Below are 25,686 nucleotides of genomic sequence, written 5' to 3'. Positions count from 1 at the left end.
CCCCGCATCCCCAGTCGTTGACCCTTAAGCGGGAAAGCAACACTCTTTTAAAGCCTAAGAGTCATACCATACTTTGAGATGAAGCGCTCAGTAACCATCAAACTCCAGCCAAGCAAAACCCAAGAGAAAATCCTCTTCGAATTAGCTCACGCTTCAGCGGTAATCTGGAACAAGCTGAACTATCAGAGGCTCAAACAATTCAAGGACTTCGGGAAAATCGACTTTAATGGAACGGAGAAGGAAGCTTACCACGAGTTCAAAAACTGGATTGGCGGCTCAACAGTCCAGCAATTAGCCAGGAAGAACGCTGAAAGCTGGAGGAGTTTCTTCGCACTCAACAGAAAGAAAAAGAGTGGAGAATTGCCAGAGTGGTTCAGGCCGAAACCTCCGGGATTCGTCGGGAAAGAGAACGGAAAGAAACTGTTCATTATCCCACTCCGAAACGACCAGTATCGGATTAACGGGAACGTTATCGAACTGCGAAGACTTGGAAAGTTTGGAAGATTGAGGATTCAATTCAAGGGGAGGGTTCACCTTAAGGGCAAGCAGGGGCGCTTGGAGATAACTTACGACGAGGTAAAGCGCAAATGGTATGCGAAAATCAACCTCACCGTCGAGGAGAAACTAATTGGAAACGAGTGGATTAAACTTCCAAGAACTCCAATGGGGAACCTCTCTGCTGGCATTGATTTGGGAGTGAACAACTTAATGGCCGTTTACGTCGAGAACGGTGAGAGTTTCTTAGTTAATGGGAGACCCTTAAAGAGTATCGCCTTCCACTGGCGGAAGAGGATTGCGGATTATCAGTCCAAACTCAACAAAAGCGGAGCCAAAACGAGCAGGAAACTCAAAAGAATGCACGGGAAGGCGAGACTTCAGGGGAGGCATTACATTAACACGGCAGTGAGGCAGACGGTGGAAAAGCTTTACCGTCTCGGGGTTTCGAGGATTGTTGTTGGTTATCCAAAGGGAATCGCAAGGAACTCTGATAAGGGCAGAAGGCAGAATTTTCTCCTCTCCCACGTCTGGCGGTTCAACACGGTGATTCAAAGGCTCAAGGAAGTTGCGGAAGAGTATGGTATTCTCGTTGAGGTTGTTGGTGAGGCTTTCACTTCCCAGCTTTGCCCTCTCTGCGGCCAACGCCACGCTGATGGGAGGATTTTTAGGGGTTTGTTTAAGTGCCGTGGAGAGGGCGTTGTAATGAACGCTGACTTAGTTGGAGCGTTTAATATCTTAAAGAGGGTGGTGAGAACGATAACCCCGAGCCGTCCAGCCCTGGCTGGAGGTAGGGGTAATTGGGGCAAGGCCGTCCCGGAGGGGTTCTCCGAACCCTCTTCAAAGAGGGTGGTGATGAGAACCCCTCAAACTTCCCCGCCTTTGGGTTAGGGGTTTCCTCGGCGGAAACCCCGTCCTTTAAGGCTGGGAGGAGGTCATGAGAGACAACTCACTCATTCCCCCGCGCCGGCTTCAGGCTTCTCCCCATCCTCTTCCAGGGTCACCTCTTTGATGTAGCCCAGGATGTCGTGGAGTATGAAGAAGCTTATCGCGGCATCGATCGCTGAAAAGAGGTTGCCGGCGATAAGGAACAGCAGGGCGAAGAAAAACTCGATGGCCGAGTAGATGAGCGCCACCTTTACCGCGGTTCTGTTCTCCGCTCCCACACCGTATGCAAGGACCAAGCTCAGGAGGGCAAAGGCCAGGTAAACCAGGGACCCCCAAGAATAGGCGTAATACAGTAGTAGTACTCCATTGATTGAAAGAAGGAGAGTGGCAAGGGCAAGTCGCTTCATGTCATCCCCAGATAGCTCTCAAATACCTCGACGTATTTAAACCCATCGTCGGGGAATATGAGAACGTACGTCCCCTCGCCTAGCTCTCCGACGACTTTCTCATAACCCTTAACAACGGCACCGGAGCTGAGGCCTATGAGAAGGCCGTCGCTTCTGGCAACGCGGATGGCTCCTTCGATGGCCTCTTTTCTCGTTATCTCCACGACTCTGTCTATCTCGACCTGGAAGTACCACTTGGGCCTTGTCTCAAGCCTCTTGATGCCGGGTATCTTCTCGCCCTTCGCCGGCACGACGCCGATAACCTGCGTGTCGTAGCGCTCCTTGAAGTAGCTCGCTATGCCAGCTATGTGTCCGGAAGTTCCGATGCCGGCTATTATGACGTCGGGCGTTTTCCCTATGCTCCTCAGCTGTTCCTCGATCTCCCTGGCGGTGAAGCGGTAGTGGGCGTCGAAGTTGTCGTCGTTCTCGAACTGGTTGAGGTTCGCGGCCCCTGCTTTCCTAGCCCCCCCTTTGACGAACTCGACCATCTCCGTGTTGATGGTCTCGAAGTCGGTGACAACGACCTCTGCCCCTAGAACCCTCAGGAGAACTTGAGTTGCTTTCGGTGTTGGTCTCGGGAGGTACGCCCTGAAGTCTATGCCGAGAACGTTGCTCAGGGCAGCGAGGGAGACGCTGGTGTTGCCGGAGCTTGCCTCAAAAAGGGCCGTGCCGTTGATGTCCCCGCGTTCAAGGGCCTTTAAAAGCATGTTAAAAGCCGTTCTGTCCTTTATGCTCCTGCTGAAGGGATTAAAGAACTCCAACTTGGCAAAATACATCCCCCCTCTCAAAGGAAAGCCTGACCAGGGGGGTGGGTTTGTACTTCTCGTATAGCTCCATCGTGCTGTTGAACACGTTCACCTGCAATCACCGGGAAGAACTTAGGGTGGCCATTTAAAAGCTTTCCGTAAACGAACAGTTATACACAGAAATGTGTAATCAGAGGGCACTTTCCTCCATGAGCCGTTCCTTTATCCTCTCGAACTCACCGAGCGAGCCCCTGACAACAGGATACCTCGGCACGAAGGGGCATGGCTCCTCAGGCTCGATGCTCACCTCGAACGTCCCTATCTCCCTGGCGATTCCAACTATCTCCTCCTTGTCCATCCCTATGAGCGGCCTCAGAATCGGCAGGTCGCTGGCGGAGCTTATTATCATGAGGTTGTCGAGGGTCTGACTTGCCACCTGGCCGAGGGAGTCCCCGGTTACTATGGCCTCCGCCCCGATTTCATGCCCGATCCGGCAGGCCTTCCTCAGCATCGTCCACTTGCAGAAGAGGCACGTCCACTTTCCCTTTCCAATCTCTGCCAGCTTCGAAAAAACCGGTGCCTGTTCCTCGTAGGCATCTACTATAACCGGCTCATTCAGCTTTCCGTACTTTCCGAGAACCTCGCAGAGCTCAAAAACCTTGGACTCCTTCGTACCGCTCTGTCTGAAGTGAACGGGGGTCACTTCAAAGCCCTTTCTAAGCATGAGGTAGATCGCCACCGGCGAGTCAATGCCCGAACTTAAGAGCGCCACTGCCTTCATGATTGAGGAAAGCGGGGAAGAATATATGAAGCTTTCCTCAACTCAGAGTTTGAAACCCTTGAGCTGGAGCAGGCCGATGTATGTGAACCACGCAAGTATCGTGGCGGCGCCAACCAGCTCTGGAATCGCGAGCCCCTTAAAGACCCCAGCCTTCACGAGGTAGATCATCAGGGCGAAGGTGAGAACCGCCAGAACGCTCCAGGCGTAGCCGGCCGAAAGTCCGTTTCTCCCGAGCTTCAGGCCGATGATCGCTATATCCGCCAGGGCCAGAACGTAGAAGAAGACCGCCGCCGGGGCGTGCGGCGCGTACTCCTCAGGAAAAACTCCAACGAGGAACAGGAAAACCATCGCGAGGGGCATCAGGTAGGCGAGACCACGCCTGAGGGCCCCGATGGCGGCTATGAAACCGAGAACCGCGAAGACCATCAGAAAGCCGTTGAAGTAGTAGTTAATCGGATTTTTTATCGACCCCATGTCGCTCAGGGCGTTTCCCTTGAAGGAGAACCATGGGTTCTGGCTCACAACGATGAGCAGTCCCACGATAAAGATAATGGGGAGGGAGAGGCTGATGTACGCGGACAGCTTGGCGAAGTCCATAGAACCACCTCAGCACTGCCTTTTCCGAGGTTCTTCTCCAAAAACAGCCCTGTAGAGTTTCCTGAACTCCTCCCAAGAGCCCCTTATAACCGGATGCTTTGGTATGAATGGAATCTCGTCCTCCGGCAGGGTTGAGAGCTCGAAGGTTCCTATCTCCTTCGCTATCCTGACGATTTCCTCCTTGTCGAGCCCCACGAGCGGACGGTATATCGGCAGGTCCGTCGCCTGGCTGACTATGTACATGTTCTCAAGGGTCTGCGAAGCGACCTGTCCAAGGGAATCACCCATGACGATGCCCTTCGCCCCGAACTCCCTCGCTATTCTATCCGCGTGCCTCACCATCATGTACTTGCAGAAGACGCAGGTGTACTTCTCCTTCTTCATCTCGCGCAGCTTCTCAAGGATTCTCTCGCGCTCTTTGGGCTTGACGACTATCAACTCACCCTTTCCGCCATAGCCGTACCGCCTAAGCTGGTTCCATATCCTCCTGACCTTGTCAAGGGTCTTCTCGCCCATGTAGATGTGAACCGGGATGACCTCGACACCGCGCTTCATCATGAGGAACGCCGCTACCGGGGAATCGATGCCCCCACTGAGGAGGGCAACGACCTTGCCCTGGGTGCCAATCGGCAGACCGCCCCAGGAGTAGATTTTATCAACGAAGACGTAGGCTTTACCCTCCATCAGCTCAACGCCGACCTCGATGTCGTAGTTGTGCAGGTCAACCTCGCTCTCCTCCTTCCCAAGGATGTACTCACCGACCTTGGCCTGAACCTCGGGGCTCTTGAGCGGAAACTCCTTCGTTATCCTCCTGGCGGTGACCTTGAAGCGGGGCCTTTCAAGGCCGAGCTCCCTCTTCTTCCTTCTGAAGAGCTTCAGGGCCGTCCGGTTAATCTTATCCAGCTCGGCGTCAATTTCCATCGCAGGGGAGAGCGACACTATGCCAAAGACTCGCCCAAGAACGTCAACGGCCTCCCTCGCCTTGTTCGTCTTCACGAGAACCCTCCCGTGCTTCGCCTCGACCTTTTTGAACTCAATCCCCTCGCTCACCAGTGCCTCGCGGATGTTGTTCATGAGTATGCTCTCGAACCATCTCCTGGTCTGCCGGGATTTGGTTCCTATCTCACCGTATCTGACGATCACCACGTTGAACATAGAATCACCCCACCGTACCCGGGAACTTGATGATTATCTCCACGTACTTCTGTATGCCCTCGTAGAGGAGCAGGGAAACTAGATATGAGGACAGCAGGATGAGCTCGTTCATCTCAAAGATGTGCGCCGCTATGGCCTTGGCCCCGGGCGTCGCATCGACTATCGTGCTCATGTACTTCCTCTTGAGGGAGTGGTTGACCAGGATGAACCCGATGAGCAGGGCGACGCCGATCAGGCCCCACGTCTGGCCCAGCGCAAGCATCAGGAAAAGCGTCGAGGCCACTATTATCCAGCCGCCTATGACCCCGAGCAGTATCACGAACTCTATCATCGTCCCACCGGAGGTTGGTAAGGTGGGGGGAATAAAAAGGTAACTCAGACGAACCTGAGCACCTCGTCAATGCTTTTTCTCCGTCTTCTAGGCCGTGTCTCCTCCCGCGGATAGCCGACCGGGATGACCCCAACGAGATAGTGGTTCCCGTCGAGGCCCGCAAGCTCCCTGACTTCCTCCTCTATGCCCTGAAAATTCGTAACGCCTATGTAGACCGTTCCGAGGCCGAGCTCAACGGCCTTGAGCATGAGGTTCTCTATCGCCATCGCCGCGCTTTCCACACTCCAGATGAACTCAGGCTCGTCGAACTCGCGCCCCTTGAGGAAGCGGACGCGCCTGTCAATGAAGACCGCCACGTAAACCGGTGCACGGTACATCCCGCTTTCGTACATGCGTTTCTTGAGCTTCTCTATCTTCTCATCGGGCAGGTTCACGGCGCGGTAGTATCTGATCATGCCCTCCGCTATGAGGTTGTAGAGCCTCTCCCTCGCGTTTTCACTCCTGAAAATCACGAACTTCCAGTTCTCCAGACCGCTCGCGGTCGGTGCCCTCACCGCGGCCTCCACAAGCGCTCTAACGTGCTCCTCAGGGACGTTCTTCTCCTCAAAATACCTCACGGAAGTCCTGTTCAATATCGCGTCGTCGAGCTCCACGCTATCACCCCCAGGGATTTCTCGCCGACCTTAATCAGCCTTTCCGAAACCAAAGGTTTAAGAGAACTCCGGAGTAATCTCAAAGAGGTGAAAGCATGTACGGCTGGAGAGGAAGGCTTGGTCTTATCGTCCCATCATCGAACATCACGATGGAGATGGAGCTTCACTCCGCGCTCCCGGAGGGTGTCTCCCTTCACACGGCGAGGGTTCCGCTTAAGAATGTCACGGAGGAAGAACTGGTCAAGATGAACGCCATGGCCGTTGAGAGCGCCAGGCTTCTGCGTGACGCGGGCGTTGAGCTTATCCTCTACGGCTGCACGAGCGGCTCCTTCATCGGGGGGAAGGACTACGAAAAGGAGATCGAGGCGAACGTCGAGGAGGAGGTAAACGTCCCCGTGGTCAGCACGAGTACGGCCGTTGTCGAGGCCCTCAGGATACTCGATGCCCAGGCGGTACTCGTGATAACCCCATACACGGACGAGATAAACGCGCGGGAGAGGGAGTTTCTCGAGGCCAATGACTTCGAGGTCCTTGACATCCGGGGGCTGGGAATAGAGGACAATACCCAGATTGGAAAGCTCGAACCCCACGAGGCCTACCGCCTCGCCAAGGCGAGCTTCATGGACGAGGCGGACGCGATCTTTATCAGCTGCACCAACCTCAGAACCTTCGAGATAATCGAAGTTCTCGAGGAGGACCTCGGCGTTCCGGTCGTTACGAGCAACCAGGCCTCGCTGTGGCTGGCCCTCCGCCAGATGGACGTTATGGAGCGGATCCCCGGATTGGGGAAGCTATTCATCGATTTCTGACCCTCTTCTTTCCACCCCTTCATTCCGAAATCCTTTTAAGAACTCCCCGCATTTCTTAGGTGTTAGTCACTGAGGGTGATACATATGGGGCTCCTGGACGAGGCAAGGAAGCTTTCGGTATACACGGCCTACAACACGAACGTCGATGCGATAACCTTTCTGAAAGGGGAGATAGTGCAGAGGCTCATAGACGAGTTTGGGGCCGAGGCGGTCAGGAAAAGGATGGACGACTATCCCAGAGAGATAAACGAGCCCTTGGACTTCGTTGCCAGGCTGGTACATGCCCTCAAGACCGGCAAGCCGATGGCAGTGCCCCTCGTCAACGAGGAGCTCCACACGTGGTTCGACTCCCACTTCAAATACGACGTTGAGAGGATGGGCGGCCAGGCCGGAATCATAGCCAACCTCCTGGCGAATCTGGATTTCAGGCGGGTGATGGTTTACACCCCCCACCTCGCGAGGAAGCAGGCCGAGATGTTCGTGGACAGGCCCAACCTCGCATACCCGGTCGTCGAGGATGGCAGGTTGACCTTCAAACACCCCCGCGAGGCCTACAGGGAGGGCGACCCGATAAAGGTGAACCGCATTTTTGAATTCCGCGCCGGGACGACTTTCAGACTCGGGGACGAGACTATACAGGTTCCCTTCTCTGGCAGGTTCATAGTCTCCGCCCGCTTCGAGAGCATAAGGATTTACACCGAGCCCGAGCTGAAGCGGTTCTTGCCAGAGATAGGCCTTCAGGTTGATGGGGCTATTCTGTCTGGCTACCAGGGAATAAAGCTCCGCTATTCGGACGGCAAGGATGCGAACCACTACCTCAGGGAGGCCAAAAAGGACATACTCCTGCTCAAGCGGGAGAGGGACGTTAAGGTTCACCTCGAGTTCGCCTCGATACAGAACCGCGAGCTCAGGAAGAAGGTTATCTACAACCTCTTCCCCCTCGTTGACAGCGTCGGCATGGACGAGGCCGAGATAGCCCACGTCCTCAACGCCCTCGGCTACTCCAAGCTCTCCGACAGGATTTTTACCTACAACCGCATTGAGGACACGGTTCTCGGCGGAAAAATCCTCATAGATGAGATGAACCTAGAGGTGCTCCAGATACACACGATTTACTACATCATGTACATCACCCACGCGGACAACCCGCTGAGCGAGGACGAGCTGAGGAGCAGTCTTGAGCTCGCAACAACTCTGGCCGCTGCCCGCGCGTCCCTTGGGGAAATCCGCTCGCCCGAGGACTTCAAGGTGGGTACCAGCGTACCGTACAACGAGCGCGGAGAGTACGTCAAACTGCGCTTCGAGGAGGCGAAGAGGCGCCTGAGAACCAGGGAGTACAAGGTCGTCATAATCCCGACGAGGCTCGTCAAGAACCCGGTCTCAACGGTCGGCCTGGGCGACACCATCTCTGCGGGGGCCTTCACGTGCTACCTCGCGATGCTGAGGAAGAAGGGGGAGCTTTGAATATCCAATTTTTTTGTACAGCATAGCGTACCGTTTTCTACTCCATCAGCCCCTCTATCAGCCTCGCCTTCTCCTGCGCCTTCCTGAGATGTTCGACGGTAACCTTGGTGTAAATCTGCGTCGTCGAGAGGTTCGAGTGGCCGAGGAGCTCCTGAATGGCCCTTATGTCGACGCCGTTTTCGAGCATGTGAGTCGCGAAGCTGTGGCGGAGCTTGTGGGGCGTGACATCAACGCCGGCCCTGACGCCGTAGCGCTTCAGGAGATACCACACGGTTTTGGTGGAGAGCCTGTCCTTTTTCCTGCGCCTGTCCTCAACGATTAGGTACTCGCTGTCGTCGGAGCGCGTTTCAAGGTATGCCCGTATCTCCTTCGCAAGGAACTCCGGAATGGGTATGACGCGGTCCTTGGCACCCTTGCCGCCGCGAACCACAATGGTGGAGCGTTCCAGGTCAACGTCGCGCCTCTTGAGGTTACACAGCTCGCTGACGCGCAGACCGGCGCCGTAGAGGAGGAGAATTATGAGTCTATCGCGCTTTCTCGTCGGCGGAATGGCGGAGAGAAGCCTCTTAACTTCATCGCGCGTCAGAGCCTTTGGAAGACTCCTGGGGACCTTTGGGGGCTTGAGCTTCTCGGCCTCTTCGTCGTAGCCCTCGAAGCGGAAGTAGGAGCGCAGGGCCTGAACCACGAGGTTGAGGCTCCTGTTGGAGTAGCCTTCCTTTCTAAGCCTCGCAAGAAAACGGAGGGCGGAGCGGGCGTTTGGGGAGCCGCCCCACTCCAGATACCGGCGCACGTAGTAGGAGTACATCCTAATCGTGTTCGGACTCTTCCCCTCGAGGTCGAGGTATGTCTCGTACTCCTCCATCAGCTCGGGGACTTCCATCTCACAGCCCCTTCAGAAGCCCCTCAATGTCCTCGGGCTTTACTTCGGCGTTCTCAACGACCTCCGGCTCGCTTCGCTTGGGCTCGAGGGTTTTCGGTGGCTCTTCAACCGGTGGCTTGGGCGGCTTGGGAAGCTCCTCTTTTATACTCAGGCTTAGGTAGACCGTCTTCAGCAGTTCCTCCACGAGTTCCTTCTCTTCGGCGAAGATGTAGCCCTGTCCGACTATCACCTTACCCGCCAGGCCGAGCTTCTTCACGGCCAGGGCTATGACCCCCTCGTCCGGAACCGGCTCCGCAGGGAAGAGAGACTTCCAGGCATCATCTATTCTGCGGGGTCTGCTCTTTTTCTCCAGCAGTTCTCTCAATCCCTCGTTCTCGTTTCTAACCCTAACGTATTCGGCGTGAAGCTCCTCATACTTTTCCTGGAGCTCCCCATGCTCCTTTTCAAGGTTCTCGTATTCCTGAGCCAGCAGGTCGTACTGTCCCTTCACATCCAGCAGCTGTTTCCTCAGCTCCACGTATCCGGGGAGAAGCTGGAGGGTCTTCAACCCCGCCCGGACGAGGGTGTTCTTGAGCTCCTTCCTGACGAGCTCAACGTCAACGTGCTCAAGATCGTGGCCGAGGGGCAGCTTCATCCTCTCAACGTGTCCGACCATCTCGTTCAGCTCGCTGTAGAGCCTCTCCGCGAGGTCCCTTCCGACCCTGTCTGCGTCGGTTGCTATGATGAGCAGGTCGGCTCCGGCGGCGGCGCTCTTCGCTATCTCAACGTTGGTCGTCGGGATTATCGCGGAAATCGTGATGTTGTACTCGCTTCCCAAAGCCAAGCCCTGAAGGGCCTTACTTACAACCTCAACGTCGCTCGCACCTTCCACGAGGATTCTAACATCGACTATCGCCATTCCTACCACCTAACACTTCTTCCACTCCGGGTTTAAAACGCTTCCGTGCATATTGGTCGGGAGTACCCTTATAAGAAAAAGGCGCGTAGTGTGGTGGGGTGTATGGCCGTGCTCCTTAACACGGCCGCAGAGATCGTAATTTCCATCCTCTACATCATCTGGATATTTGCGGGAGTGGTCATATATCCGATTTTCCTGTACTACCTCACGCTCACCTTTACCGGGCTGAGGTACAACTCCAGGTTCATTCAGCCCCCAATTCCCCCTGACGACGAGCTACCCTTCGTCACGATAATGATACCCGCCAGAAACGAGGGAATGGTGATACGGGAGACCCTTCTGGCGATGGCAAACCTCGACTACCCCAAGGACAGGCTCGAGGTTCTCCTTCTGGACGATGGTTCAACGGATGACACCCTTGAGCGGGCCAGGGAAGTGGCCGCGGAGTACCCGTTCATAAAGGTGGTCAGCGTCGAAGGCGGCGGAAGGGGCAAGGGCTACGTCCTCAACTACGGACTAAAGCTCGCGAAGGGCGAAGTTATAGCTGTCTACGACGCGGACAATCGGCCGAAACCGGACGCGCTTAAGAGGCTCGTCTCGATGCTGGACGATGAAACCCCTGCGGTTACGGGGAAGGTCAGGACGCTCAACTGGGGAAAGAACGTCCTCACGAGGTTCATCTGTATGGAGTACCTCTACTTCCAGCTGGCAGGGCAGAGTGGAAAGAGCAGGCTGTACAAAACCGCAGTTCTCCCAGGTACGAACTTCATAATCAAAAAGTCCTTCCTCGGGGAACTTGGCGGTTGGGACGAGAGGGCCATGGCTGAGGATCTAGAGCTTTCCTTCAGGATAATCGCGATGGGCAAGAGGATAGCCTACAACCCACTCGCGGTAACTTGGGAACAAGAACCCGAGAGCTGGCGCGTCTGGTTCCGCCAGAGGGTCAGGTGGGCGGCTGGAAACGTCTATACGGTTGCCACGCACATCAAACACCTCGGAGAGATACCGGGTTGGGGACTAAGAATCGACCTCTTCCTCACGCTGATGATATACTACCTCCTCGCCATAGCGGTTATAGTTGCCGATGTGGCCTTTGTGGCCCTCTTTTTGACCTTTGGGAACATAACCTGGTTCACGGGGCTTATTCTCAGCTTCGTTTATCTTGCGTTCCTCCTTGAGATATTCGCAGGTCTCTACGATGGGGGGATAAAGAGTCTCAGCTGCTGGCTCCTCGCCCCGTTCATGTACTACACCTACTCCCAGATTTGGGTGCTTATATCCCTCGCGGGCCTATGGGAGGGCAGAAAGGCCAAGAAGGTGTGGTACAAGACCCCGCGGACGGCGGTTTAGAGCTCGATTTCAAGGCTCGGCCTCTCAAGAACGACCCTCCCATCGGGCAGGAGGGAGATGCTGAGCGCGTGGATTTCAACGCCTACATTGACTGCCTCTTTAATGAGCCTCGCTATCTCGGGATCGCCCATCTCATAGGGCCTGAACTTCTCGACACCGGGCATCGCCCCGATGAAAAATATCATAGCCCTCTTCCCCGCCTTTGAGAGTCCTATCAGCTCCCTTATGTGCTTCTGCCCCCTCACGCTGGGGCAATCGGGATACATCGCGTACTCTCCCCTTTCACCTCCCCTCAAAACCGCGCTCTTCATCTCGGCGTAGACCTCACCCTCCGGGCACTCGAAGAGGTAATCAAGGCGCGATTTGCCGACCGTGATTTCCTTCCGCTTTAGCCGGCAGTTCTCCAGCCATGGTATCAAACCAAGCTCCACCGCCCGCTCGAAGGCTTTGGCCTGGGTTCGCGTGTCTATCACCGCCCCCCTTTCATCAAAATCCTCAAAGGCGACCAGAACGAAGTCCGTCTTTCCGCCAGTCTTGGGCGTGCAGAAGGCTTTCCTGCCCGGAACCAGGAACTCCTCCAATCGACCCGTGTTGGTTACCAGGGCTCTCCTCTCATCACCATCAACCTCGACCAGCGCCACGAAGCGGTTGAGCCTTTTGCGGAAGATGCAGGGGACTACGTTAAGCCTAAGCAACTCCATGTGGGATGTTCCTCCCCGAAGCTAAAAAGTCTTTGGGATGGCACCTAAAACCTTAAATATCCCTGGCATGACCATTTAGATGGAAATCTAAACGAAAGGGGTGGTTGTGATGGTTGACTACGAACTTCTCAAAAAGATTATAGAGGCGCCGGGTGTTTCCGGCTACGAGTTCCTCGGCGTCAGGGACGTTGTTATCGAGGCTTTCAAGCCCTACGTCGACGAGATAACCGTCGACAAGCTCGGAAACGTTATCGCCCACAAAAAGGGCAAGGGCCCGAAGGTCATGCTAGCTGGACATATGGACCAGATCGGCCTCATGGTGACCCACATCGAGAAGAACGGCTTCCTCCGCGTTGCACCAGTCGGCGGCGTTGACCCGAGGACGCTCATCGCCCAGCGCTTCAAGGTCTGGGTCGGCCCGAACGAGTACATCTACGGCGTTGGGGGAAGTGTCCCGCCGCACATCCAGAAGCCAGAGCAGAGGAACAAGGCCCCGACCTGGGACGAGGTCTTCATAGACATAGGCGCCGAGAGCAAGGAAGAGGCCGAGGAGATGGGAGTTAAGATAGGCACCGTCATCACCTGGGACGGAAGGCTTGAGAGGCTCGGCAAGCACAGGCTTGTCAGCATCGCCCACGACGACAGGATAGCGGTTTACATCCTCGTCGAGGCGGCCAGGCAGCTGGCGGAGACCGATGCGGATGTCTACTTCGTGGCAACGGTTCAGGAGGAGGTCGGTCTCCGCGGTGCGAAGGTCTCGTCCTTCGGCATAGACCCGGACTACGGTTTTGCGCTCGACGTCACCATCGCCGCCGACGTTCCCGGAACGCCGGAGCACAAGCAGATAAGCCAGCTCGGAAAGGGCGTCGCGATTAAGATAATGGACCGCTCCGTCATCTGCCACCCGACGATCGTCCGCTGGATGGAAGAGATAGCCAAGAAGCACGAGGTTCCCTACCAGTGGGACATCCTCACCGGCGGCGGAACCGACGCGGGAGCGATACACCTCAACAAGGCCGGCGTCCCGAGCGGCGGAATAAGCATTCCGGCGAGGTACATCCACTCCAACACGGAAGTCGTTGACGAGCGCGACGTCGATGCGGCGGTTAAGCTGACCGTCAAGGTTCTTGAGGAGATTCCGGAGCTGAAGCTCTGAGCTTTCCTCCGTTTTTTCATCGTTTTCCATCGCCAACTTTAAAAACTCGTTCGAGTACATTCTGGGGACAAATGTACAAGGGTGCGCCCCATGGAGTCAAGGACGGCAGAGGTGCCCTTCTCGGCAGGATGGGAAGCGCTTGTGGGGGCAGCTTCAAGGCAGGAGAGGGTTTTCTCGATGTTCCCGTATGAGGCCGGGGTAACCCAGAGGGGCGAGAAGGTTTTTGCCAGGTTTGCCATCAGGAAGTTTCTGCTCAGGTTCGAGTTTGAGGGAGTTCTCGAGTTCACCTTTAACGAACCCCACGTCACCTACGTCGTGAAAGGACCCAGGGGGCTTCTGATACTCTCCTTCGCCGCAGACGGGGGACTCATCGCGAAGGCCTCCGCCGACATCCCCGGTGAGAGAATGCTGGGCAAGAAGCTTGAGTTTCTGGCAAAGGGCTCCGGCACCGCCCTGGCCAGAATGGCGGAGAGCCACCACACGATAGCCGCCAGGGCCTTTGGCTCCCCCCGGAACTTCATAATAAGAAACTTTGAGCCTTTCCTAATGGCACACGCGATAAGGTACGTCCGATTCAATATCGGAAGCCCCTCGTTCACCCTCAGGGGTGAGAACGGAGGGGAGTGGTTCACGGTCATGGTGGAGAATGACATCGTGAAAAGGGTCGAGTACGGGTCGGATTCCGGAAGTTCGATCATTGAGGTGGAGAAGGAGATTCTAAACGTGGGGACGGAGGATTTTGAGGGGATAGATGCGAGGGGAGAGTACGTCATCAGGATCAGGGAGTAGCCCCTTCGCTTTCTTCCGTCTCCGAGGTCCTTTCGGAGGGCTCCTCGGGGGAGCCGGCTTCGGTCTCTGGATTCGAGCTTCTGGAAACCACGGGGATCGCAGGCTCACTGGCGGCTTCCTCCCTCCTAGCGAGCTCTTTCTCGAACTTGTTCCACTCGTACCAGAAGAACAGAATCCCAAGAATCACTCCGATGAGGATGAACGGGGATCTGGAGGGCAACGGGAGCCCACGGTGCCACCGGTAGAGCAGGTAGTTCTGATAGAGGAACAGGTATCCCAGCCATGTCACCACGAGGGCCTCGACAGTGTATTCAATGAGCCTGCTCGTCTTTTCGTCCATTACTGTCACCTGGGGAAAAGTTAAAAGCGAGCCGTTAAAACTCTTTCCCATGACCGACTACTTTCCATACGAAAACCTGCGACCAAACCAGCGCGATTTCATAGAACTGGTCTCAAAGGCAGTTGAAAACGGAGAAAACGTCATCATCGAGGCGCCCACAGGATTCGGAAAGACCGTGAGCGTTCTGGCTGGAGTACTCCCCCACGCCAAGGAAATGGGCTACAAGGTGCTCTACCTGGCCAGAACCCACAGGCAGATGGACAGGGTCATAGAGGAGCTGAAGGCGATAAGCAGGAAGAGCCCCGTTTCCGGCGTTGAGCTCAGGAGCAGGAAGGACCTCTGCCTGCACACGTACCTCACCCAGTTCACGAGCGACGCCTACACCGCCATGGTCGTCTGCAAGAACCTCAAGAAGATGGGCAAGTGCGAGTTCTACGAGAACGAAAAGAAGAAAAAGGCGGAGTTCGACGAGCTGGTGCGCTTCTTCCTCGGGGAGCCGAGTCACCCCGCGGAGATACTCGACTACTCTCAGACCCTGGAGCTGTGCCCCTACGATTTAACCAAGAGGATAGCGGAGAAGGCGGACGTGATAGTCGCCAGCTACCTCTATCTCCTCAGCCCCACCATACGGGAGAACTTCATAAGCTCCCTGGACCTCGATTACTCCGACCTCATAGTCGTCTTTGACGAGGCCCACAACCTCCCGGATCAGGCGATTTCAGCACTCAGCGATAAAATAAGCATAAACACAATCAACAGGGCAATAAAAGAGGCCGACGAGTACAACGAGCACGAGATAGCAAACTTCCTGAGCATCCTAAGCAGGGGGCTGGAGATACTGTTCCAGGAAAAACTGGCGGGCAGGGACGTCCAGGAGACCGCCATCCAGCCGGAGCTGGTGTTCTCTCACGTTGTCGATGTCCTTGGATTGGACACCAGGTGGCTCGTCAAGACACTCAACGACATGGTGGCGGTCGGGGATTCGATAAGGGAGGACAGGATAGAAAAGGGCAAACCTCCCCGCTCCTACATCGGGCGCGTCGGCGAGTTCCTTCTCCTGTGGCTCTCCCTCATCGGAAGGGAGGACTACCTGTTCCTCATGAGCAGGGACAGGGGGCTGAGCCTCGAGCTCGTTGCCCTCGATCCATCCAAGGCTCTGGGCTTCATAAAAGATGTCCAGAGCGCGATATTCATGTCCGGAACACTCACCCCGCTTGAGGCCTTCCGCGATGTCATGGGCGTGGAGAACGCCCGCCTGAAGAAGTTCCCGAGGATGGTAAAGCGCGAGAACGCCCAGGTTCTGGTAGCCAAAGACGTCTCGACGAGGGGCGATGAGCGCTCGCTCCAGGTTTACAGGAAGATGGTGGACTACATAGTGGAAGCGGCAAGGATAATCCCGAAGAACGTCGGGGTTTTCGCGGCATCCTACGAGGTTCTCCAGGGTCTTCTATCGGCGAACCTCCAGGTTAGGCTGGAGGAGACGGGAAAGGCAGTCTTCATCGAGAAGCAGGGCGTCTCTTCGGCTGAGAACGACCTCATGGTCGCCCAGTTCAAGGCCCACGCGAGGGGCAACGGGGCAGTCCTGCTCGGCGTGATGGGCGGCAGGAACAGCGAGGGACAGGACTACAGCGGGGACGAAATGAACGGCGTGGTGCTCGTCGGAATCCCTTACGCGAGGCCAACGCCGAGGGTTCAGGCCAGGATAAGGTACTTCGAACGCAAGTTCCCGGAGAAGGGCAGGTACTACGGCTACTACCTGCCGGCCCACAGGAAGCTCGTTCAGGCTGCGGGAAGGGTGCACCGTTCAGCGGAGGAGAAGGGTTCAATAGTGGTCCTCGACTACCGCCTGCTCTGGAGGGGCATAAAAAAAGACCTGCCGGACTGGATGGTGGAAACTGTGAGACCAGTTGATCTGGGAAGAATGAGACTCTACCTCAAGAGGTTCTGGGCTACCTAACTGTGAACTCCTTCTCCACCCCAATTTTGGCGCCCTTCACGTACGCAAACTTAACGACCTTGTAGCGTCCGGGAGGCAGATCGACGGGGATGCGCTGTTCGATGGTCTCGCCGGGAATTAAAACAATCCTCCGGTTCAAAAAAACTATTTCCGGATCCAGCTTCTGCCAAAATCCGATGTACTCATACAGCTCAATCTCATTGTCAATCTCAACCTTTACCGTGTTCGGGTTGGATACCCAGAGAACCAGTTCCCCTTTGCGCGGTTTAACCTCGATGTCCGGCTCAACCTCTAGGGGAGTTCCAACGGTTATGACGCCCACACTGTCCTTACTGGGGATTTTTATTATCTTCATCGCTACTAAATGATGTGTTTCTAACGATAAATGTTTCGGTACACACAAATTTTGACTTTTTTCTTTAACAAGCCTCTCCCTTCATGGTAGGGTACAATCACCGCCCAAAAAGCCGTTAAACAGGAAAGCAAACTATTTTAAAGTCTGAGAACATACCACACCTTGAAATGAAGCGAACGGTAACGGTAAAACTCCAGCCAAGCAAGGAGCAGGAAAAAGCACTCTTCGAGTTAGCTCGCGCCACCGCAGTAATCTGGAACAGGCTGAACTACGAGAGGCTCAAGCAATTCAAGGAATTCGACAAAATTGACTTTAACGGGACGGAAAAAGAGGCGTACCAAGAGTTCAAAAACTGGATTGGTGGTTCGACCGTTCAACAGTTGGCGAGGAAGAATGCCGAAAGCTGGCGGAGTTTCTTTTCTCTTTTGAGAAATAAGCGGAATGGGGAATTACCAGAATGGTTCAAGCCAAAACCACCGGGTTTATCAGGGAAGAGAACGGGAGGAAACTATTCATCATCCCCCTCCGGAACGACCAGTACAGAATCCATGGGAATGTCATTGAGTTGAGGCACCTCGGAAAGTTTGGAAGGCTGAGAATCCAATTCAAGGTTCTAGGGTATGGTTTACCTCAAAGGCAAGCAGGGAAGGCTTGAGATACACTACAATCCAATAAGGCGCAAATGGTACGCTCACGTGAGCTTCACTGTAGAAGAGAAGCTAATCAACGACGAGTGGGTTAAAGTTCCAAAACAACCCTTGGGCAACCTTTCGGCTGGAATAGACCTGGGAGTGAATAACTTAATGGCCGTTTACGTCGAGAACGGCGAGGGTTTCCTCGTGAACGGGAGACCGTTGAAGAGCATAGCCTTCCACTGGCGGAGGAGAATAGCCGATTATCAGTCCAAACTCAATAAATCTGGAGCGAAGAAAAGTAAGAAGCTCAGGAGAATGCACGAGGAGGCCAAACTTCAGGCGAAACACTACATTAACACTGCGGTGAGGCAGACTGTTGAGAGGCTGTATCACTCGGGGTTTCGAGAATCCTCTTTGGTTATCCAAAGGGCATTAGCAGGAACCCTGATAAGGGCAGAAGGCAGAATTTTCTCCTCTCCCACGTCTGGCGGTTCAACACGGTGATTCAAAGGCTCAAGGAAGTTGCGGAAGAGTATGGTATTCTCGTTGAGGATGTTGATGAGGCTTTCACTTCCCAGCTTTGCCCTCTCTGCGGCCAGCGCCATTCTAATGGTAGGATTTTCAGGGGTTTATTTAAGTGCCGTGAAGAGGGCGTTGTCATGAATGCGGACTTGGTCGGGGCCTTCAACATTTTGAGGAAGGTTGTGGAAAAGATAACCCCGAGCCTGCCGGGTTTGTCGGCGGGTAGGGGTAATTGGGGGAAGACCCTCCCGGAGGGGTTCTCCGAACCCCTTTCAAAGGGGGTGATGAGGGTTACCCCTCAAACCTCCCTGTCCTTGAGTTAGGGGGTTTCCCCGACGGAAACCCCACCCTTTAGGGCGAGAGGAGGTCATACACATTCTCAGGAGTTCTTTCTGCCGTACAACCTGAAACAACCGTACCGACGCTTAAACTCCAGGTGAAGATTCCCCAGAACCAGAAAAGCGCCGTTTGGTGCGGGGGCGGGGATTTGAACCCCGGAACCCCTACGGGACGGGACCCTCAATCCCGCGCCTTTGACCAGGCTTGGCAACCCCCGCGTCGCCAAACTATAAGGCTCGGGGAGCCTTTATAAATTTTACGGTCACATGGGGAGCTTTCTGAACTCCCTCTCAAGCAGGGTTACCATCTTTTCGCCCAGCGTCTCGGGGGAAGCGATTATAACCAGCCCGGCACCTTTAGTCAGCAGTATATCCTTCATGTGGAGAACAAAGCGCAGAACAGCCTCCTCCCCATTGTGCAGCACAAGATAATCCACACTGTCCAGTATAACAAAGGTATCTCTGTCAACGCTCGTTGTTACCGCATGGAGGAGCGGTGCGAGGGCAGTGGGAGACACCACATTCGATCCCCCAACGTTGCTGATCCAGATGTAGGAGGCACCACAGCGCATGTATACCTCCGGGAGGCGGGTAACGCCGAGAATTTTCTTGCCGGAGAGGAGGCGTAAAACCGAGGCAACCGACATCGATCTTACGAGGTACGGCCCGGGTGAGATGGTAGACGTGCCGTCAAAAACAACGTGGGGCTCGACGTGTGTTGCAATTGCCCGCCTCGTGGTGATGGAACACACCATGACAATGCCCATACCGAGGGCAACTAGGACGTCGTCCAGGATCTTCAGAAACTCCGAGGATACTACATCATTAAGCACGTTGACCCCATAACCCAGCAGAAGTAGCAGGCTTCCGAAGACAAGGGCACGAAAAACGCCCTCACCAAGGGTGTCTCTGATAACCCTCCGTACAGCCATGAAGGAGTAAATCGCCCCCATCACCGCAACAAATGCCACAACCTCTGCCGCAAGTTTCACATATTCGTAAGTGATCATCGTTTCAACATGAGGGTCAGGGTTTATATCCTTTTCGTGAGGGTAAGATGTGGCTTTTGAAGCCCTACCGAAAAATTTATAAAGCCACCTCCCGTCTATGGTTTCGGGTTGAGGGCCGGTAGCTCAGCATGGTTAGAGCGCGGGACTCTTAATCCCGTGGTCGGGGGTTCGAATCCCCCCCGGCCCGCCAGACCGCGTTTCTTCTCGACGCGTTCCGTTTGAGAAGGGATGCGTTTGAGTAACGTAAGGAGTTAGGAAAATGAGTTTTGAAAGCTTAGGCTTATCCGAGGCCACGTTAGTGGCCGTCAGGCAGAAGGGCTTCTCAAGTCCGACGGATATTCAAAGGGAGGTAATCCCGCGCCTTCTATCTGGCGACGTCGATATAATCGGCCAGTCCCAGACAGGGACGGGAAAAACAGCGGCATTTGCGCTCCCGATAATCGAGGCGATTGACCCGAAGATAAAGGCCGTTCAGGCGATAATCCTCACGCCCACAAGGGAGCTTGCCCTCCAGGTGGCGGATGAAATCAAAAGCCTCCGCGGGAGGAAGAGGGTTTACGTTTACGCCGTCTACGGCGGCCAGCCGATAGGACCGCAGATAAGGGCCCTTGAGCGGGGGACTCATGTCGTAGTTGGAACCCCTGGCAGAGTTCTCGACCACATAAGGCGCGGAACCCTCGACCTGAGCTCCGTAAAGTTCTTCATCCTCGATGAGGCCGACAGGATGCTCGACATGGGATTCATAGACGATATAGAGGCGATTTTCAGGGAGACGCCGAGAAAGAAGCGTGTGCTGATGTTCTCCGCTACGATGCCGCCGGAGATAAAGAGGCTCGCGAGGCGCTACATGGGTGACTACGAGGTGGTAAGCGTCAGCAGCGACGAGCTCGTCCCGGAGATGGTGGATCAGGAGTACATAGAGGTTGTCCCGGCGAGGAAGCTCACGATGCTCAGGAAGATACTCGATGGCGCCGGGGACTTCTACGGGATAGTCTTCTGCGCCACCAAGAGGGAAACCCGGGAGCTCAGTGAGAAGCTCAGGAGGGCTGGCTACAGCGCCGAGGCACTCAACGGTGACATGAGCCAGGCCGCACGTGAGAGAACTTTCTGGCGCTTCAAGACCAAAAAAACCAGGGTTCTCGTTGCGACTGACGTCGCCGCCAGGGGCCTCGATGTGCAGGACATAAACTACGTCGTGAACTACTCCCTGCCCATGACGGCCGAGGACTACGTCCACAGGATAGGCAGAACCGGCAGGATGGGAAAGAAAGGAAAGGCGATGACCTTCATAATGCCCGGCGAGTTCAGGAGGCTCCGCTACATCGCCCAGACTGCGGGTGTTGAGATACGCAAGTCCGAGCTGAGCGAGGAAATTCCGCGCGAGTACCGCGAGAGGTACGAGAAGGAGAATCAGAGGAACCACGGTTCAAGAGGCTACTCCAGAAACTCGGGCCGCTCGAGGAGCTACGGCAGGGACGGAAGGAGCAAGAAGGGTGGAAGAAGCAGAAGGAGAAACTACTCCGACGGCTACTCCCACGATTACCGCTATTGAGTGGCAGGTAGATGGTGACGACCGGGTCGTTGCCCTCTATCTCAACCCATATTCAGACCGCATCGCTCTTCTTAACAGTCCTCTGGAGACCTGTCCGATCCCTTCAATTTCCTTCCTTGAGGAGCTCGTCTCAAGGCATCCTGAGGAGAAGGCCCTTGTGAGAAAAGTGACAAGAATAACGAAGGACTGGAAGTTCCCAGAGGAAGAGAAGAGGGCGACTTGAATATACAACCCTGTGCACAACTATCGCCCCAATAGTATACTATCACCCTGGTAGTTAGATACTAGAGCATTTATACCACAACAGCACGACATAACAAATCAAAAATATTTAAATTTCAAACTTAGTGAACGTAACATAGCCAAAACATAAAGACCACCATACATCAAGGAGAGGACATTAATGAATCCTCAAAAGAAGGGATATTCTCTCGAAAGGGCAGTTGCAGAGGCCCTGCAAAATAAGGGGTTTAAAGTTATACTGACTCCCGCAAGTGGAGATTTTGGAGCAGACATCATTGCAGAAAAAGATGGAAGAAAAATAGCGATACAAGTAAAAAATACTAAGGACAAGGTAGGAGTAAAAGCTATCCAAGAGGTTTTGGGTGGAAAAGAATATTACAAGTGCCATGAAGCATGGGTAGTTTCGAAATCTGGATTTACAAGGAATGCATGGGAGTTAGCAGACAGAGCCAATGTGAAACTAATACACGCAGATGAATTAGTAGCTAGTGGTGATAAGAAAAGAGAGGCAGAAGAAGTAGTAATAGAAGAATACCTCCCTCACAACGATTATGGCTCGTATGTTAGCCCATACTTGGAGCTTGCCAAGATTTCAGTTATTTTGTTCCTAGTTCTTGTGTTATACTTTTCCATGCCAAAAGTACCGGATAATCTGATAACAAGTACAAATACGACCCAGGTCCCTGAACAGGAACAGCTTAAATTGTTGTTGCCAACCTATGAGATACTGGAAATTCCAAATAGAACCGTCCTATTTTTTGATAACTTTGAAAAATATGAAACTGATTACACTATGGGCCAGCAGAATGGGTGGTTTCCAATATGGGGCTGGAGTGGAAAATCGTTTGAGCAAAAAGTTGTGGCAGATGTTTCAGTATCGGGGAATAAGTCTTTCCAGTTGTGGGGTGATTCCTGTAGGAGTGCTGGATATCACAGGTATCTGTATTTTGATGGCAAATATCTACAACTCCGAAAAATGAACAGTAGTATTGGATTCGAGACATACATTGGAATTGAAGGATACGGGAATCCAAAATGCGGCGATAAGTTCGAGGATAATGCTACAACAGGTCTCCTAGATTCTGGAATTCGCATGACAAAAAATACTACGTACTTGTCGTGTTTAAACGAGACGGTGGGATTTATGCAAATGGAGTGTTAATAAGCAAATGGGAACCAAGAAAATGGTATCATGTTAGGATTATAATGAACTGGCAAAAGGGTGTTTTTGATGTGTACATTAACGGAGAGAAAGTTGGAACAGATATCCCAATAAACAAATTTGGAGCCAGATACTACACTTATGATGGTATTATTGCGGGTTCAGGACATGCTAGTGTAAGAGTGTTTCTCGATGATTTTGAGATATTCCTAATCCCAACTAAGCACTAATGCCAAATGCCTCCTTAGTGATTCTCTGAGTGAGGTTTCATCAAAGTTTGTGATTCTTCTCCCCAAAGGTGCAGTTGAAATGGGTTTGCACTACCAAACTGCCATTTTAAGCTGGAATTCGCATTTCACAAGCCTCAAAACAAGGGTTTAAACCATTAAAGCGCTCCAAAGGAGCGCGGGAGAAGTAAACCCACAAAAAAAGAAGCACACTCAAGTGAATTCCCCGTTCAAAAGTTCCCAAACAAGAGCAAACCTTCAATGAGAAGCACTCACAAGAAGAATCACCAACCTTGGTCAAACTCTGTGGGACTATCATCCCTCGCGTCGAGCAAAGCTCGACATTGCACAGGAGAAGTTTTCGGGGGTGTGGGAGAGCCCCCCAGAGGTTTAAGAGTACAGAGCAAGCTTTAACAAAGCTTGACCAAAAGTTGGTAGCTCTTTATAGTGTTGCACTCTGAGGGTGGGTTTCTAAACTCAAGGCCAACTTTTCTTATGAGAACCTCCAAAGATTCCTTGCAAAGGGGTTTGACTTCAAAAAGATGCCCGAAGGGCATCAAAAGAAAGCAAACCCTACACAAAGAGGCTTTTAAAGCAATTCTCCACGCTAAACCGCTCCAATAATAAGAAACCCCCTGAAAACCAGCATTTCAAGAAGGAGCTACGAACTTTGATGAAACTTTGCGCAGGCAAAGTTTCTTATGGTGGGCCCGCGGGGATTCGAACCCCGGACCTCCACCTTGTAAGGGTGGCGTCATAACCATCTAGACCACGGGCCCGCCCGAAATAGGAGAAGGGAGGGACGTTATAAAATTTTCTACTTCTCAACTCCCCTGCGAACCTTCACGGCTAAACCGCTCTGGAAGACCTTCATCTCCTCGCCGTTCAGTAGGCTCTGGCCGGTCGCGAGGAGTTCGTCTTTTTCGTTCACCACCAAAACCTCGTCGTAGGGCCTTATCTCCGGATCGGCGTCCACCACGAACTTGGCGAAGACGTTTTTTCCGCGCTTCGCGAACGGCTCCGCATCTGAATTGACCACTACCCTCATCCTCGGGAACGGCAGAACCTCGTGGAGTCTCTTGGCACCCTCGATGCCAAGGGTTAAGAGACCGTCCTCAGCCCTGAAGGTCGCGAGGTGCTTGCCCTTGGCCTTTATCTGTCTCGGCATGCCCGTCTTCCTTGAAAGCTCGACGAAGGCATCCTTGAAGGCTTCCCCCGCGCCCTCTCCGAACTGGTACTCGGCTATGGCCATGATGTAGCTCCTCGCCTCTCCTTTGGTGGGCTTGGTTATGGTGAAGTCCTCCTCGCCCTCGCTCTGGGCGAAGGGGTAGCTGAGGCTAAGGTACCTCGGAATCTCGCCGAAGATTGGGTGGTTCACTCTCTCCGGGAACTTCCGGGCAACGCGCTCGGCCCTCGTTTTGGCGCGGTGAGCGAGAGGCCAGCTCATCGCTTCCTCGCTGACCTTGAAGAAGGCACTCGCCTTGGTCACTGGCTCGTTCTTCTCAAGGTAGTCCCTGTACTCCAGCAGTCTCTTGTAGGCGGCGAACATTTTTGGATGGCTTCTCGCCCTCTCATCGACGAGCTCCCAGAGTGTTCCCTCCTTTATCGCCTGCTTGACCCGGTTGAGCTCCTCGCGGATTACCCAGAGGTTGTGCAGAGCCAGAAGCCTCGTCCTCTCTTCCTTCGGCATCTCGCGGAGTTCCTGAGGCGTGTAGCGTGAGCACACCGGGCAGGAGCACGGGAAGTACTCCAGCTCTTCAAGCCTCTTGGTGCCTTCGGGCGTCAGGTAGCGGTCGTCCTTGGCGTAGAGGGCGTAGCTGGCTGAGTCGAAGAGGTCAATCCCCATCGCTACAGCAAGGGCGAAAATCATTGGGTGACCGGCACCGAACAGGTGAACCGGCCTGTCGGGCCTTAAACCGAGCTTTGAAGCTATCACCACGTCCACCAGGTCTCTGTATCGGTAGCCCTCCATCAGAGGGACGACGGCTCCCACCGGGTGAATCTCGAAGTTCATCTCGCTGAGCTTTTTAGCGGCGTAGGTTCTCAGGTCGGGGTATGTGGAGCCCTGCACGGCAGCGTTCATCGCGATGTTCTTGACTTCCTCGGCTTCCTTCGCCCTCTCCAGCGTTATCCTGAGGTCTTCCTCGGCCTTTTCTCTCGGAGCATCTGGTGGAGTCGGGATGTCGAGGAACGTGCCTATGTCGACGCCTATCCTTTCCTGAAACTCGATTATCTCCCTGTTCGTAACGTCCACGCCGCCGTAGCGCATGAGCTGGAAGGAGCCGGAATCGACCTCGATGATACCGTCGTAGTCGAGAAGCCTGTGGATTCCCACATCGAGGGCTTTCTCTCTGAGTTCGAGCGTCTTGTAGATGATGTAGGAGTTGGTGATCACCATTCCAAAGCCCATTTCCTTGAGTTCCTTCGGCGTCACTATCAGCTGCTTCGGGTTGATGACCGGCATTATGGCGGGGGTCTCTATCGTTTTTCCGTTAACGGTCAGCTTTCCTATTCTTCCAGCGGCGTCTCTCGCCTTGATCTCAAACTTGAACTCGACCATCTCTCAACACCGCTAAGCCCTTCGGCGGTCGGTTTAAAAGCCTAAGCCAGAAACGTGATGAGAACGTAAGATATCGCACCCGCGAAAACCGGGGCTATTACCCAGCCCTTCACGATTCCCGTGAGGAGTTTGAGGTTCACGTGCTCGCCCTTGTAGAGGCCCAGACCACTTATGGCCCCAACTATGGCCTGACCCGAGCTGACCGGCAGGCCTATTAGGTTGGCCGCGCTGACGGCCAAAGATGCTCCGAACTGACTTGAAAAGGCAGAAGTTGGCCCAAGAGGGGAGATGTCCCTCCCGACCGTCATCATCACGTCGTAGCTGAAGGTCAGCGCCCCCAGGGTAAGGATGAGTGCTAGAATAAGCTTAAACGGACCGTCCACGCCGAGGCCTTCCATCAGTCCGGCCACGTTCGAAAGCTCGTTGGCGCCGAGGTTGAAGGCTGAAAAGGCCGCCGCCGTGAAGACAAGCCATTTCTGAGTCAGTTCAAGGTTCCGCAGACACTTTATCCTTCTCAGCAGGGGCTTGTAGAGCCTGTAGACCGCCACCGCAAAGAGCGCGGCGACGATTGGTGAGAGAACCCACGCCGATGCTATCCTGCCGACCGTCCCCCAGTCAACCGGCAGCCCGAGGGCGAGGGAAGCCC

At 54.3% G+C, this 25,686-nt stretch carries 26 protein-coding genes, 3 tRNA genes and 1 pseudogene; 13 read left to right on the top strand and 17 right to left on the bottom strand.

The features are described 5' to 3' along the window. Positions 1-78 precede the first annotated feature (78 nt). Entirely contained in the window at positions 79-1,386 is a 1,308-nt protein-coding gene (locus APY94_RS06755) for an RNA-guided endonuclease InsQ/TnpB family protein (protein WP_058938903.1), read from the top strand. Positions 1,387-1,448: 62 nt separating this feature from the next. On the opposite strand, the gene APY94_RS06750 is transcribed toward APY94_RS06755, so the two are convergent. The 7 genes from APY94_RS06750 to APY94_RS06720 form a co-directional block, all read right to left on the bottom strand. Continuing rightward, positions 1,449-1,790 (bottom strand): hypothetical protein, encoded by a 342-nt coding sequence (locus APY94_RS06750; protein WP_058938902.1) that lies wholly within the window; start codon positions 1,788-1,790, stop codon positions 1,449-1,451. Then, positions 1,787-2,605, bottom strand: coding sequence for a cysteine synthase family protein (locus APY94_RS06745; RefSeq protein WP_058938901.1), 819 nt, complete (start codon positions 2,603-2,605; stop codon positions 1,787-1,789). The genes APY94_RS06750 and APY94_RS06745 overlap by 4 nt, the downstream gene beginning before the upstream one ends. 160 nt (positions 2,606-2,765) lie before the next feature. Continuing rightward, complete coding sequence (locus APY94_RS06740; protein WP_058938900.1) at positions 2,766-3,356, bottom strand: adenine nucleotide alpha hydrolase family protein; 591 nt, start codon at positions 3,354-3,356, stop codon at positions 2,766-2,768. Between the two features lie 42 nt (positions 3,357-3,398). Beyond that, entirely contained in the window at positions 3,399-3,953 is a 555-nt protein-coding gene (locus APY94_RS06735) for a DUF998 domain-containing protein (protein ID WP_058938899.1), read from the bottom strand. A 9-nt stretch (positions 3,954-3,962) separates the two neighbouring features. Beyond that, the gene (gene thiI, locus APY94_RS06730; protein ID WP_058938898.1) at positions 3,963-5,108 is read right to left on the bottom strand and encodes a tRNA uracil 4-sulfurtransferase ThiI; all 1,146 of its coding nucleotides are present in this window, start codon (positions 5,106-5,108) and stop codon (positions 3,963-3,965) included. Positions 5,109-5,112: 4 nt separating this feature from the next. Then, positions 5,113-5,439 carry a hypothetical protein gene (locus APY94_RS06725; RefSeq protein WP_058938897.1) on the bottom strand — a complete coding sequence of 109 codons (327 nt, stop codon included), beginning with the start codon at positions 5,437-5,439 and terminating at the stop codon, positions 5,113-5,115. A 44-nt stretch (positions 5,440-5,483) separates the two neighbouring features. Continuing rightward, positions 5,484-6,092 (bottom strand): nitroreductase family protein, encoded by a 609-nt coding sequence (locus APY94_RS06720; protein ID WP_058938896.1) that lies wholly within the window; start codon positions 6,090-6,092, stop codon positions 5,484-5,486. Positions 6,093-6,187: 95 nt separating this feature from the next. On the opposite strand from APY94_RS06720, the gene APY94_RS06715 reads away from it, so the two are divergent. Both APY94_RS06715 and pfkC read left to right on the top strand, forming a co-directional pair. Further along, positions 6,188-6,901: a maleate cis-trans isomerase family protein gene (locus APY94_RS06715; RefSeq protein WP_058938895.1), complete on the top strand. Its 714-nt coding sequence runs from the start codon at positions 6,188-6,190 to the stop codon at positions 6,899-6,901. An 84-nt stretch (positions 6,902-6,985) separates the two neighbouring features. Beyond that, positions 6,986-8,365 (top strand): ADP-specific phosphofructokinase, encoded by a 1,380-nt coding sequence (gene pfkC / locus APY94_RS06710; RefSeq protein WP_058938894.1) that lies wholly within the window; start codon positions 6,986-6,988, stop codon positions 8,363-8,365. A gap of 37 nt (positions 8,366-8,402) precedes the next feature. Here pfkC and xerA read toward each other — a convergent pair whose 3' ends face one another. Beyond that, entirely contained in the window at positions 8,403-9,245 is an 843-nt protein-coding gene (gene xerA / locus APY94_RS06705) for a site-specific tyrosine recombinase/integron integrase (protein WP_058938893.1), read from the bottom strand. Position 9,246: 1 nt separating this feature from the next. Beyond that, positions 9,247-10,143, bottom strand: coding sequence for a toprim domain-containing protein (locus APY94_RS06700; protein WP_058938892.1), 897 nt, complete (start codon positions 10,141-10,143; stop codon positions 9,247-9,249). A gap of 102 nt (positions 10,144-10,245) precedes the next feature. Here APY94_RS06700 and APY94_RS06695 point away from each other — a divergent pair, with 102 nt between their 5' ends. Then, positions 10,246-11,493, top strand: a complete 1,248-nt coding sequence (locus APY94_RS06695) for a glycosyltransferase (RefSeq protein WP_058938891.1) — start codon at positions 10,246-10,248, stop codon at positions 11,491-11,493. On the opposite strand, the gene sfsA is transcribed toward APY94_RS06695, so the two are convergent. Beyond that, positions 11,490-12,194, bottom strand: a complete 705-nt coding sequence (sfsA, locus tag APY94_RS06690) for a DNA/RNA nuclease SfsA (RefSeq protein ID WP_058938890.1) — start codon at positions 12,192-12,194, stop codon at positions 11,490-11,492. The genes APY94_RS06695 and sfsA overlap by 4 nt on opposite strands. A 109-nt stretch (positions 12,195-12,303) precedes the next feature. On the opposite strand from sfsA, the gene APY94_RS06685 reads away from it, so the two are divergent. Both APY94_RS06685 and APY94_RS06680 read left to right on the top strand, forming a co-directional pair. Continuing rightward, positions 12,304-13,350: a M42 family metallopeptidase gene (locus tag APY94_RS06685; protein ID WP_058938889.1), complete on the top strand. Its 1,047-nt coding sequence runs from the start codon at positions 12,304-12,306 to the stop codon at positions 13,348-13,350. Between the two features lie 90 nt (positions 13,351-13,440). Further along, positions 13,441-14,139, top strand: a complete 699-nt coding sequence (locus tag APY94_RS06680; protein WP_058938888.1) for a hypothetical protein — start codon at positions 13,441-13,443, stop codon at positions 14,137-14,139. On the opposite strand, the gene APY94_RS06675 is transcribed toward APY94_RS06680, so the two are convergent. After that, a complete protein-coding gene (locus APY94_RS06675; protein WP_058938887.1) occupies positions 14,129-14,479 on the bottom strand; it encodes a hypothetical protein in 351 nt (116 codons plus the stop codon). The genes APY94_RS06680 and APY94_RS06675 overlap by 11 nt on opposite strands. Before the next feature lie 49 nt (positions 14,480-14,528). Here APY94_RS06675 and APY94_RS06670 point away from each other — a divergent pair, with 49 nt between their 5' ends. Then, positions 14,529-16,436: a helicase C-terminal domain-containing protein gene (locus APY94_RS06670; protein WP_058938952.1), complete on the top strand. Its 1,908-nt coding sequence runs from the start codon at positions 14,529-14,531 to the stop codon at positions 16,434-16,436. On the opposite strand, the gene APY94_RS06665 is transcribed toward APY94_RS06670, so the two are convergent. Further along, positions 16,429-16,791 carry a hypothetical protein gene (locus tag APY94_RS06665; RefSeq protein WP_058938886.1) on the bottom strand — a complete coding sequence of 121 codons (363 nt, stop codon included), beginning with the start codon at positions 16,789-16,791 and terminating at the stop codon, positions 16,429-16,431. The two genes, APY94_RS06670 and APY94_RS06665, sit on opposite strands and share 8 nt — an antisense overlap. A gap of 167 nt (positions 16,792-16,958) precedes the next feature. On the opposite strand from APY94_RS06665, the pseudogene APY94_RS06660 reads away from it, so the two are divergent. Then, positions 16,959-18,271: pseudogene (locus tag APY94_RS06660) on the top strand (RNA-guided endonuclease InsQ/TnpB family protein). A 146-nt stretch (positions 18,272-18,417) separates the two neighbouring features. Here APY94_RS06660 and APY94_RS06655 read toward each other — a convergent pair. Both APY94_RS06655 and APY94_RS12925 read right to left on the bottom strand, forming a co-directional pair. Continuing rightward, positions 18,418-18,505 (bottom strand) — tRNA-Leu (locus APY94_RS06655). Between the two features lie 44 nt (positions 18,506-18,549). Continuing rightward, positions 18,550-19,296: a DUF835 domain-containing protein gene (locus APY94_RS12925; RefSeq protein ID WP_083500630.1), complete on the bottom strand. Its 747-nt coding sequence runs from the start codon at positions 19,294-19,296 to the stop codon at positions 18,550-18,552. 112 nt (positions 19,297-19,408) lie between these two features. Between APY94_RS12925 and APY94_RS06650 the strand changes: the two genes are divergently transcribed. The 5 genes from APY94_RS06650 to APY94_RS06635 all read left to right on the top strand — a co-directional run bounded on the left by APY94_RS06650 (position 19,409) and on the right by APY94_RS06635 (position 22,483). Continuing rightward, positions 19,409-19,486, top strand: a tRNA-Lys gene (locus tag APY94_RS06650). Positions 19,487-19,555: 69 nt separating this feature from the next. Beyond that, entirely contained in the window at positions 19,556-20,848 is a 1,293-nt protein-coding gene (locus tag APY94_RS06645) for a DEAD/DEAH box helicase (RefSeq protein WP_058938885.1), read from the top strand. Then, the gene (locus APY94_RS13650) at positions 20,790-21,071 is read left to right on the top strand and encodes a hypothetical protein (protein WP_083500629.1); all 282 of its coding nucleotides are present in this window, start codon (positions 20,790-20,792) and stop codon (positions 21,069-21,071) included. The genes APY94_RS06645 and APY94_RS13650 overlap by 59 nt, the downstream gene beginning before the upstream one ends. A gap of 180 nt (positions 21,072-21,251) precedes the next feature. Beyond that, a complete protein-coding gene (locus tag APY94_RS06640; protein ID WP_058938884.1) occupies positions 21,252-22,253 on the top strand; it encodes a restriction endonuclease in 1,002 nt (333 codons plus the stop codon). A 71-nt stretch (positions 22,254-22,324) separates the two neighbouring features. Then, positions 22,325-22,483: a hypothetical protein gene (locus tag APY94_RS06635; RefSeq protein WP_157065493.1), complete on the top strand. Its 159-nt coding sequence runs from the start codon at positions 22,325-22,327 to the stop codon at positions 22,481-22,483. Positions 22,484-23,182: 699 nt separating this feature from the next. Here the strand turns inward: APY94_RS06635 and APY94_RS06630 are convergent. The 3 genes from APY94_RS06630 to APY94_RS06620 form a co-directional block, all read right to left on the bottom strand. Continuing rightward, positions 23,183-23,259, bottom strand: a tRNA-Val gene (locus APY94_RS06630). 38 nt (positions 23,260-23,297) lie between these two features. After that, complete coding sequence (gene tgtA / locus APY94_RS06625; RefSeq protein ID WP_058938882.1) at positions 23,298-25,040, bottom strand: tRNA guanosine(15) transglycosylase TgtA; 1,743 nt, start codon at positions 25,038-25,040, stop codon at positions 23,298-23,300. Between the two features lie 41 nt (positions 25,041-25,081). Beyond that, on the bottom strand, positions 25,082-25,686 hold a 605-nt coding region (locus APY94_RS06620; protein ID WP_058938881.1), incomplete at its 5' end, for an inorganic phosphate transporter.

The sequence above is a fragment of the Thermococcus celericrescens genome (assembly GCF_001484195.1).
Taxonomy (GTDB): Archaea; Methanobacteriota_B; Thermococci; order Thermococcales; family Thermococcaceae; genus Thermococcus; species Thermococcus celericrescens.
This window is presented reverse-complemented; position numbering and strand designations above follow the sequence as displayed.

Bases quoted from the DNA above. Each gene is read 5' to 3' on its own strand.
- APY94_RS06755 (WP_058938903.1), top strand. From the start codon at position 79: ATGAAGCGCTCAGTAACCATCAAACTCCAGCCAAGCAAAACCCAAGAG.
- APY94_RS06750 (WP_058938902.1), bottom strand. From the start codon at position 1,790: ATGAAGCGACTTGCCCTTGCCACTCTCCTTCTTTCAATCAATGGAGTA.
- APY94_RS06745 (WP_058938901.1), bottom strand. From the start codon at position 2,605: ATGTATTTTGCCAAGTTGGAGTTCTTTAATCCCTTCAGCAGGAGCATA.
- APY94_RS06740 (WP_058938900.1), bottom strand. From the start codon at position 3,356: ATGAAGGCAGTGGCGCTCTTAAGTTCGGGCATTGACTCGCCGGTGGCG.
- APY94_RS06735 (WP_058938899.1), bottom strand. From the start codon at position 3,953: ATGGACTTCGCCAAGCTGTCCGCGTACATCAGCCTCTCCCTCCCCATT.
- thiI (WP_058938898.1), bottom strand. From the start codon at position 5,108: ATGTTCAACGTGGTGATCGTCAGATACGGTGAGATAGGAACCAAATCC.
- APY94_RS06725 (WP_058938897.1), bottom strand. From the start codon at position 5,439: ATGATAGAGTTCGTGATACTGCTCGGGGTCATAGGCGGCTGGATAATA.
- APY94_RS06715 (WP_058938895.1), top strand. From the start codon at position 6,188: ATGTACGGCTGGAGAGGAAGGCTTGGTCTTATCGTCCCATCATCGAAC.
- pfkC (WP_058938894.1), top strand. From the start codon at position 6,986: ATGGGGCTCCTGGACGAGGCAAGGAAGCTTTCGGTATACACGGCCTAC.
- xerA (WP_058938893.1), bottom strand. From the start codon at position 9,245: ATGGAAGTCCCCGAGCTGATGGAGGAGTACGAGACATACCTCGACCTC.
- APY94_RS06700 (WP_058938892.1), bottom strand. From the start codon at position 10,143: ATGGCGATAGTCGATGTTAGAATCCTCGTGGAAGGTGCGAGCGACGTT.
- APY94_RS06695 (WP_058938891.1), top strand. From the start codon at position 10,246: ATGGCCGTGCTCCTTAACACGGCCGCAGAGATCGTAATTTCCATCCTC.
- sfsA (WP_058938890.1), bottom strand. From the start codon at position 12,194: ATGGAGTTGCTTAGGCTTAACGTAGTCCCCTGCATCTTCCGCAAAAGG.
- APY94_RS06685 (WP_058938889.1), top strand. From the start codon at position 12,304: ATGGTTGACTACGAACTTCTCAAAAAGATTATAGAGGCGCCGGGTGTT.
- APY94_RS06680 (WP_058938888.1), top strand. From the start codon at position 13,441: ATGGAGTCAAGGACGGCAGAGGTGCCCTTCTCGGCAGGATGGGAAGCG.
- APY94_RS06675 (WP_058938887.1), bottom strand. From the start codon at position 14,479: ATGGACGAAAAGACGAGCAGGCTCATTGAATACACTGTCGAGGCCCTC.
- APY94_RS06670 (WP_058938952.1), top strand. From the start codon at position 14,529: ATGACCGACTACTTTCCATACGAAAACCTGCGACCAAACCAGCGCGAT.
- APY94_RS06665 (WP_058938886.1), bottom strand. From the start codon at position 16,791: ATGAAGATAATAAAAATCCCCAGTAAGGACAGTGTGGGCGTCATAACC.
- APY94_RS12925 (WP_083500630.1), bottom strand. From the start codon at position 19,296: ATGATCACTTACGAATATGTGAAACTTGCGGCAGAGGTTGTGGCATTT.
- APY94_RS06645 (WP_058938885.1), top strand. From the start codon at position 19,556: ATGAGTTTTGAAAGCTTAGGCTTATCCGAGGCCACGTTAGTGGCCGTC.
- APY94_RS06640 (WP_058938884.1), top strand. From the start codon at position 21,252: ATGAATCCTCAAAAGAAGGGATATTCTCTCGAAAGGGCAGTTGCAGAG.
- tgtA (WP_058938882.1), bottom strand. From the start codon at position 25,040: ATGGTCGAGTTCAAGTTTGAGATCAAGGCGAGAGACGCCGCTGGAAGA.